5 protein-coding genes are annotated in these 7,516 nt (G+C 60.3%); 2 read left to right on the top strand and 3 right to left on the bottom strand.

Translation table 11 applies throughout. From position 1 onward, the window contains the following. Positions 1-476: 476 nt before the first annotated feature. The 3 genes from ACP7D9_RS21290 to ACP7D9_RS21280 form a co-directional block, all read right to left on the bottom strand. Entirely contained in the window at positions 477-1,772 is a 1,296-nt protein-coding gene (locus tag ACP7D9_RS21290; RefSeq protein WP_426159527.1) for an OprD family porin, read from the bottom strand. Positions 1,773-1,865: 93 nt separating this feature from the next. Further along, positions 1,866-3,053 carry an MFS transporter gene (locus ACP7D9_RS21285; RefSeq protein WP_426159526.1) on the bottom strand — a complete coding sequence of 396 codons (1,188 nt, stop codon included), beginning with the start codon at positions 3,051-3,053 and terminating at the stop codon, positions 1,866-1,868. A gap of 326 nt (positions 3,054-3,379) precedes the next feature. After that, on the bottom strand, positions 3,380-4,966 hold the full coding sequence (locus ACP7D9_RS21280) for an ABC-F family ATPase (protein WP_016774693.1): 1,587 nt from the start codon (positions 4,964-4,966) through the stop codon (positions 3,380-3,382). A gap of 374 nt (positions 4,967-5,340) precedes the next feature. Here ACP7D9_RS21280 and ACP7D9_RS21275 point away from each other — a divergent pair, with 374 nt between their 5' ends. Together ACP7D9_RS21275 and ACP7D9_RS21270 are read left to right on the top strand one after the other, a co-directional pair. Beyond that, positions 5,341-6,567 (top strand): zinc-dependent alcohol dehydrogenase, encoded by a 1,227-nt coding sequence (locus ACP7D9_RS21275; RefSeq protein ID WP_101160499.1) that lies wholly within the window; start codon positions 5,341-5,343, stop codon positions 6,565-6,567. Between the two features lie 15 nt (positions 6,568-6,582). Next, on the top strand, positions 6,583-7,512 hold the full coding sequence (locus ACP7D9_RS21270) for a ZIP family metal transporter (protein ID WP_426159525.1): 930 nt from the start codon (positions 6,583-6,585) through the stop codon (positions 7,510-7,512). Positions 7,513-7,516 lie beyond the last annotated feature (4 nt).

Raw genomic sequence — 7,516 nt, 5'->3', positions numbered from 1 at the left:
GCGCGGGTCGGCCCCCCACCGGGCGGGCAACCCTCCACCTGGGGGGCCCCCCCCCCCCCCCCCCCCCCCCCCCCCGCTCCCACAGGTATCTTGCAGAGGTCGCAGAATGTGTGTCCGACCCAGATCAAATGTGGGAGCGGCCTTGCTCGCGAAAGCGTCGGGTCAGCAACTCAGATGTAGGCTGACGCACAGCCTTCGCGAGCAAGCCCGCTCCCACAGGTATCTTGCAGAGGTCGCAGAATGTGTGTCCGACCCAGATCAAATGTGGGAGCGAGCTTGCTCGCGAAAGCGTCGGGTCAGCGACTCAGATGTGGGCTGACGCACAGCCTTCGCGAGCAAGCCCGCTCCCACAGGTATCATGCAGAGGTCGCAGAATTTGTGTCCGGCCCAGATCAAATGTGGGAGCGGGCTTGCTCGCGAAAGCGTCGGGTCAGCAACTCAGATGTGGGTTTTTCAGCAACAGCTGAGCGGGTCATTCAGAAACCCAGCGGGTACTGGATGACCACGTAAATCCGGTCAATGTCATCGCCGGCCTGGGCTTCGTTGGCGCGGTGGGTGACGTGGGAGAGTTGCACCGACAAGTCTTTTGCGGCGCCGGACTGGACGATGTATTTCAAGTCGATGTCGCGTTCCCAATGCTTGCCGCCATCATCCTGTTGCGGTTGATAGCGGCCGCTGTCGGCGTCGAACGGGTTGTACGCACCGCCCCTGGGCGCATGGCTGCCGTCGATGTGGCTGCCACGGACGTAGCGGGTCATGAAGTTCAGGCCGGGAAGGCCGAAGGCGCCGAGGTCGAGGTCGTAGCGGGCCTGCCATGAGCGTTCGTTGGCGCCGTTGAAGTCGGCGTATTTGATTGAGTTGGCCAGGTAGATCGAGTCGCCACCGACGAAATCGAACGGCGTGTCGCCATTGATGCGTTGCCACCCAAGCATCACCGCGTGGGCGCCGAAGCTGTATTTACCGGAGAGGCTGAAGGCAGTGTTATCGATCTCGCCAGCCAATGCGCGGCCGGTGTCGCGGGTGTGGTAGAGGTTAGCGTCGAGCAGCACGCCGGACTGTTTGAAGTGCAGGTTGCCGTAGTACTGGTGCCAGGTGTCGCTCAACTCGGAGGCGTAGAGCGCGCCGCCGACCGGGTTGCTGCTGAACAGGTCGGCGCCGACGAAGCTGATCCCGCCCGGTTCGGTGTTGGCGCCGTAACCGTAGAAATCGTCTTTACCGGAGGAACTGTCCTGATTCTTGAACGCAGTAAAGTGCCCGCCAACCAGATTGACGTTTTCGAACTCGGCGCTGTTGAGCAGAAAGCCTGTAGCGTATTCCGGTTGAAGGCGTTTGTCGGACGTGTCGAAGACCGGGGTCTCCACGGTCATTTCGCCGAAGGTCAGGGTAGTGCGCGAGACTTTCAGCTTGAAGGCGCCGCCTGCGCTGGAATAGTCATCTTCGCTGCGGCCATCGCTGTCGACAGGTAGCAGGCCGGTACCTGAGTGGCCCTTGCCGCCGTCGAGTTTCAAACCGACGAAGGCGTGGGCGTCGATGCCAAAGCCGACCGTGCCTTTTGTGAAACCGGATGAGAAATTGCCGATAAAACCCTGGGCCCACTCCTGTTTGTAATTTTTCCCGGCAGGCGTTGGCGAGCGGTAATCGTTGTTCAGGTAAAAGTTGCGCAGCAGCACATCGCTTTTCGCATCGTCGAAAAAACCATCGGCGCAGGCGCTAGCGCTGAGGCTGCACAACAGTGCAAGCAGGGTGAGGCGCGAGGGGGCGCAGTTGATCATGGTCAGAGCCGGCGGCAATTGGGATGGCGCTGATGATCGGTTGCTGCGAACAAAAAGGATTGGGTCGATGTGCTCAGTTAGCGGTGTCCAGAGTCAGGGCATCGCCCGGCGCTTGAGCAGCAAGGTCAGGCCCAGTCCGGTCACGGATAACAGTGCTGCGCTGAAAAAAATCCACGAATAGCCCAGATTCAATGCCACCGCGCCCATCAACGGCCCGGCAATCGCCAGGGCCAGATCGAAGAACACGGCATATGCCCCCAAGCCTGACCCGCGACTCGAACTCGGCACTTGCTTGATTGCTTCAACCCCCAGCGCCGGGTAAACCAACGACAACCCGAAACCCGCCAGCCCTGCACCAATCAACGCATACGCGGTGGAAGGCGCCAGCCACAACATAACAAGGCCGACGGTTTCCACCGTCATGCAGACGATGGCCGAGGCAAACCCGCCAAAGCGGGCAATCGCCGAAATAAACAGCAGCCGCGACAGAATGAAGCACACGCCAAATACCGTCAGGCAATACGCCGCGCCAGTCCAGCCTCGGTTGAGGTAATACAGCGTGATGAACGTGGTCAGCGTGCCGTAGCCGATCGAGGCGAGTGTCAGGCTGGTGCCGTACGGCGCAATCTTGCCGAACACCGCCCAGAACGACAGGCGCTCGCCACGGATCACGGGCACCGAGGGCTTGTTGCGGATTAACCACAACGCACCTGCCGCCAACGCCGACAGCACGATGCCAAGACTGACAAAACCGTATTCAGCGACCATCACCACGCCCAGCGGCGCGCCAATGGCAATCGCGCCGTAGGAGGCGATACCGTTCCAGCCGATGGATTTGGCCGTGTGCTCGACACCGACCTGGCCCATGCACCAACTGATGGTGCCGACGCCGATCAAGCCTTGGGCTATACCGAGCAGCAGGCGCCCGGCGATCAGGATCAACAGGCTGGTCAGCGCAAAGCTTTGCAGCAAGGTCGACAACAACGTCAGCGCGCCACTGAGCACAATCCCCCACAAGCCATAAATGATCGCCCGTTTGGTCCCAAGCGTGTCCGACATGCGCCCGGCCATTGGCCGGCTGAGCAGGGTGGCCAGATACTGCGAACCGATGACCAGGCCGGCAATGATAGCGCTGAAACCCAGTTGCTCGTGGACATAACCGGGCAACACGGCGATCGGCAAACCGATGCAGAGGAAGGCGATGAAAGTGTAGAAAACGATGGAGACGATCTGCAGGGTGATCGCCAGGGAGCTTTGTGGTGGCAGTGGCTGCGCAGACATGAGCACTCGTTCGCGGTCGGCGGTGGGAGAGTTGCCGACATCATGGCGCGGGGCTGAGATAAATGAAAGCAGGCTAACTACTTCACCTTAATGATCGTTCCCACGCTCTGCGTGGTAACGCCGCCATGGACGCTCCGCGTCTGTGGTTGGGACGCGGAGCGTCCATGGCTGCATTCCCACGCGGAGCGTGGGAACGATCAATGTGGGAGCGTGTCTGCTCGCGGATATCTGCGCGCCCACAATTCCCAAACGCCGAATGCAAAAAGCCCCGTCACATGGACAGGGCTTTCAACTTGCAGCTTGCCGCTTGAAACTCGCGGCTGCTCTTAGAAAACGACGCCCTGGCTACGCAGGTAGTCGTCATAAGTGCCGCTGAAGTCGGTCACGCCGTTCGGGCTCAGCTCGATGATGCGGGTGGCCAGGGACGATACGAACTCACGGTCGTGGCTGACGAAGATCAACGTGCCCGGGTAGTTTTCCAGCGCCAGGTTCAGCGCTTCGATCGATTCCATGTCCAGGTGGTTGGTCGGCTCGTCCATGATCAGCACGTTCGGCTTTTGCAGAATCAGCTTGCCGAACAGCATGCGACCTTGCTCACCACCGGAGATGACCTTGACCGACTTGAGGATCTCGTCGTTGGAGAACAGCATGCGGCCCAGGGTGCCACGAATCATCTGCTCGCCCTGAGTCCACTGACCCATCCAGTCGAACAGGGTGACGTCGTCTTCGAAGTCGTGGGCGTGGTCCTGAGCGTAGTAGCCCAGCTCAGCGGCATCGGTCCATTTCACGCTACCGGCGTCCGGGGTCAGTTCGTTCACCAGAGTGCGCAGCAGGGTGGTTTTGCCGATACCGTTCGGGCCGATGATCGCGACGCGCTCGCCCGCTTCAACCTGGAAGCTGAAATCCTTGAACAGTGGCTTGCCGTCGAAACCCTTGGCCATTTTCTCGACCATGACCGCCTGACGGTGCAGCTTTTTGTTCTGCTCGAAACGAATGAACGGGCTGACGCGGCTCGAAGGCTTGACCTCGGCCAGCTGGATCTTGTCGATCGCCTTGGCGCGGGAGGTGGCCTGCTTGGCTTTCGAGGCGTTGGCCGAGAAGCGGCTGACGAACGATTGCAGCTCGGAAATCTGCGCTTTCTTCTTGGCGTTGTCCGACAGCAGTTGCTCGCGGGACTGGGTCGCCACGGTCATGTATTCGTCGTAGTTGCCCGGGAACAGACGCAGCTCGCCGTAATCCAGGTCAGCCATGTGCGTGCACACGCTGTTCAGGAAGTGACGGTCGTGGGAGATGATGATCATCAGGCTGTTACGCTGAGTCAGGATGTTTTCCAGCCAGCGAATGGTGTTGATGTCCAGGTGGTTGGTCGGTTCGTCGAGCAACAACACTTCCGGATCGGAGAACAGTGCCTGCGCCAGCAGCACGCGCAGTTTCCACCCTGGCGAGACTTCGCTCATCGGGCCGAAATGCTGCTCCAGCGGAATGCCCAGACCCAGCAACAGCTCGCCGGCGCGGGATTCGGCGGTGTAACCGTCCATCTCGGCGAATTCGGTTTCCAGCTCCGCAACAGCCATGCCGTCTTCTTCGGACATTTCTGCCAGCGAGTAGATGCGATCGCGCTCGGCCTTGACCTTCCACAGCTCTTCGTGACCCATGATCACGGTGTCGATCACGGTGAATTCTTCGTAGGCGAACTGATCCTGGCGCAGCTTACCCAGACGCACGTTCGGCTCGAGCATGACCTGACCGCCGGACGGATCAAGATCGCCGCCGAGGATTTTCATGAAGGTCGACTTGCCGCAACCGTTGGCACCGATCAGGCCGTAGCGATTGCCTGCGCCGAATTTGACCGAAACGTTTTCGAACAGCGGCTTGGCGCCAAACTGCATCGTGATGTTAGCTGTGGAGATCAATTACCTTACCTATCAATGGGTTAGAGCTGGTCTTTGGTGCCTGGTACAGATTTGAGTACCAATCCGGAGCTTTTCCAGCTCCCCCCAGTCTGTGCTTGAGTTGAGCCAACGCGCATAAGCCGACCGCAACTGGGGCCGTTGAAGGCAAGCTGCTGAGCGACGAGTACGAGGTTCTTGTTGGACATTGGCGCGCATTGTCGCATAACTCAGACGGCAGTTATATGGCAGGCAAACAGGCAGCTGCCTCGGCTGCTCAGACGGACGCGGAGTATCCGCTGATCAAAATCTCGAAAACCCGAATGAACTCACTCGGCCCTTTTCACTTCGGAAAGTGGAGCAGCAGCCATTTCATTCAATCGAGTGAGGATCAAGCCATGCGAGCAATGACCTACCACGGCGTCCATGATGTGCGTGTTGAAACCGTACCGGACCCGAAACTTGAAGCCGCCGACGATATCATCCTGCGGGTCACCGCCACCGCCATTTGCGGGTCGGACTTGCACCTGTATCGGGGCAAAATACCCACCGTCGAACACGGCGATATTTTCGGCCATGAGTTCATGGGCATCGTCGAAGAAACCGGACCCGCCGTCACCGCCGTGCAGCGCGGCGACCGTGTGGTGATTCCCTTCGTGATCGCCTGTGGCGATTGCTTCTTCTGTCAGCAAGAGCTTTACGCCGCTTGCGAGACGACCAACGAAGGCCCCGGCGCGGCGCTGAACAAGAAAATGATTCCGCCACCGGCAGCGCTGTTCGGCTATAGCCGTCTCTACGGCGGGATTCCCGGCGGCCAGGCGGAACTGGTACGCGTGCCGAAAGCCAACACCGGCCCGTTCAAGGTGCCGGGCACGCTCTCGGACGAAAAAGTGTTGTTTCTCTCCGACATCCTGCCCACCGCCTGGCAAGCCGTGATAAACGCTGGCGTCGTCCAGGGTTCGAGTCTGGCGATCTATGGCGCCGGGCCGGTCGGTTTGCTGACCGCTGCCTGCGCCCGAATGCTCGGCGCCGAGCAGATCTTCATGGTCGATCATCACCAGTACCGTCTCGATTATGCCCAGCGCACTTACGGGGTGATTCCAATCAACTTCGATGAGGACGATGACCCGGCCGACACCATCGTCAGCCAGACCGCGGGCCATCGTGGCGTCGATGCGGTGGTCGATGCCGTGGGCCTTGAAGCCAAGGGCAGCACCACCGAAACGGTGATGGCTACACTCAAGCTCGAAGGCAGCAGCGGTAAAGCCTTGCGCCAGTGCATCGCGGCCGTACGGCGCGGCGGTGTGGTCAGCGTTCCGGGCGTTTATGCCGGCTTCATCCATGGCTTCATGTTCGGTGATGCCTTTGACAAGGGGCTCACCTTCAAAATGGGCCAGACTCATGTGCAGCGCTTTCTGCCGGAGTTGCTCGGTTACATCGAGACCGGCAAGTTGCAGCCCGAAGCGATCATCACTCACAGGCTGTCGCTGGAACAGGCGGCCGAGGGCTACAAGATCTTCAATAAAAAACAGGAAGAATGCCGCAAGGTGATTCTGACGCCGGGTGGCAGCGATGTGCCGCTGGCACAGCTGGATGAAACCACGCCGTTCGCACCGGCCACTTGAACCTGAGGAGTTTTCATGGCGCTACCGTCATCTTCGTTCGCAGCCCCCGTACGCGCATGGTTCGTCAGCCTGTCGCGTACGGGCTGGGGAGGGCGCATTTTCTGGCTGACCCTGGTCGGTGTGACCGTGTTGCTGCTGATCAGCGGCTACACCGGCCTGGTGAGTACGGGGCGCGACACCTTGCGCCTCGCGACGCTCGGCGGGCTGTCAGGTTTCGCCGCTACGGCAGTCGGTGCCTTATTGGCACTGGCTTTGCGCGCGATCACTTCGCGAACCCAGGACAGCATGCTCGGGTTTGCGGCGGGGATGATGTTGGCGGCCAGTTCCTTTTCCCTGATCCTGCCGGGCATCGCGGCGGCGAAAGAGGCGCTGAGCAGCCCCATGCTTGCCGCTGCTGTCGTTGTTGCCGGCATGGCCCTGGGCGTGGCGCTGATGGTCGGCCTTGACCGTTTCGTCCCCCACGAACATGAAAAAAGCGGGCGGCGCGGGCCGCAGGCAAAGCGCTTCAATCGAGTCTGGCTGTTTGTGCTTGCCATTACCCTGCACAACCTGCCGGAAGGCATGGCGATCGGCGTCAGCTTCGCCACCGGCGACATGAGAATCGGTCTGCCGCTGACCACTGCCATCGCTATTCAGGACATCCCCGAAGGCCTGGCTGTGGCGTTGGCGCTGCGGGTCACCGGCATTTCGGCCGGGCGTGCAGCGTTGATTGCCGCCGCTTCGGGATTGATGGAGCCGTTGGGCGCGATTATTGGCCTGGGTATCACCAACAGTTTCGCGTTGGGCTTTCCGGTGGCGATGGGCCTGGCTGCGGGCGCGATGATCTTCGTGGTGTCCCATGAAGTGATTCCGGAAACTCACCGTAACGGCCATGAGACGCCTGCGACGCTCGGGCTGATGCTCGGTTTCGGTGTGATGATGTTTCTTGACACTGCATTGGGTTAGAAAA

The organism is Pseudomonas sp. TSRC2-2, from assembly GCF_049897785.1.
GTDB lineage: Bacteria > Pseudomonadota > Gammaproteobacteria > Pseudomonadales > Pseudomonadaceae > Aquipseudomonas.
Note: the sequence above shows the minus strand (reverse complement) of the source record. Positions and strands in the feature narration are given on the sequence as shown.

What these genes read in the sequence shown, in the direction of transcription:
- ACP7D9_RS21290 (WP_426159527.1), bottom strand. Translation starts at nt 1,772, where the DNA reads ATGATCAACTGCGCCCCCTCGCGCCTCACCCTGCTTGCACTGTTGTGC.
- ACP7D9_RS21285 (WP_426159526.1), bottom strand. Translation starts at nt 3,053, where the DNA reads ATGTCTGCGCAGCCACTGCCACCACAAAGCTCCCTGGCGATCACCCTG.
- ACP7D9_RS21275 (WP_101160499.1), top strand. Translation starts at nt 5,341, where the DNA reads ATGCGAGCAATGACCTACCACGGCGTCCATGATGTGCGTGTTGAAACC.
- ACP7D9_RS21270 (WP_426159525.1), top strand. Translation starts at nt 6,583, where the DNA reads ATGGCGCTACCGTCATCTTCGTTCGCAGCCCCCGTACGCGCATGGTTC.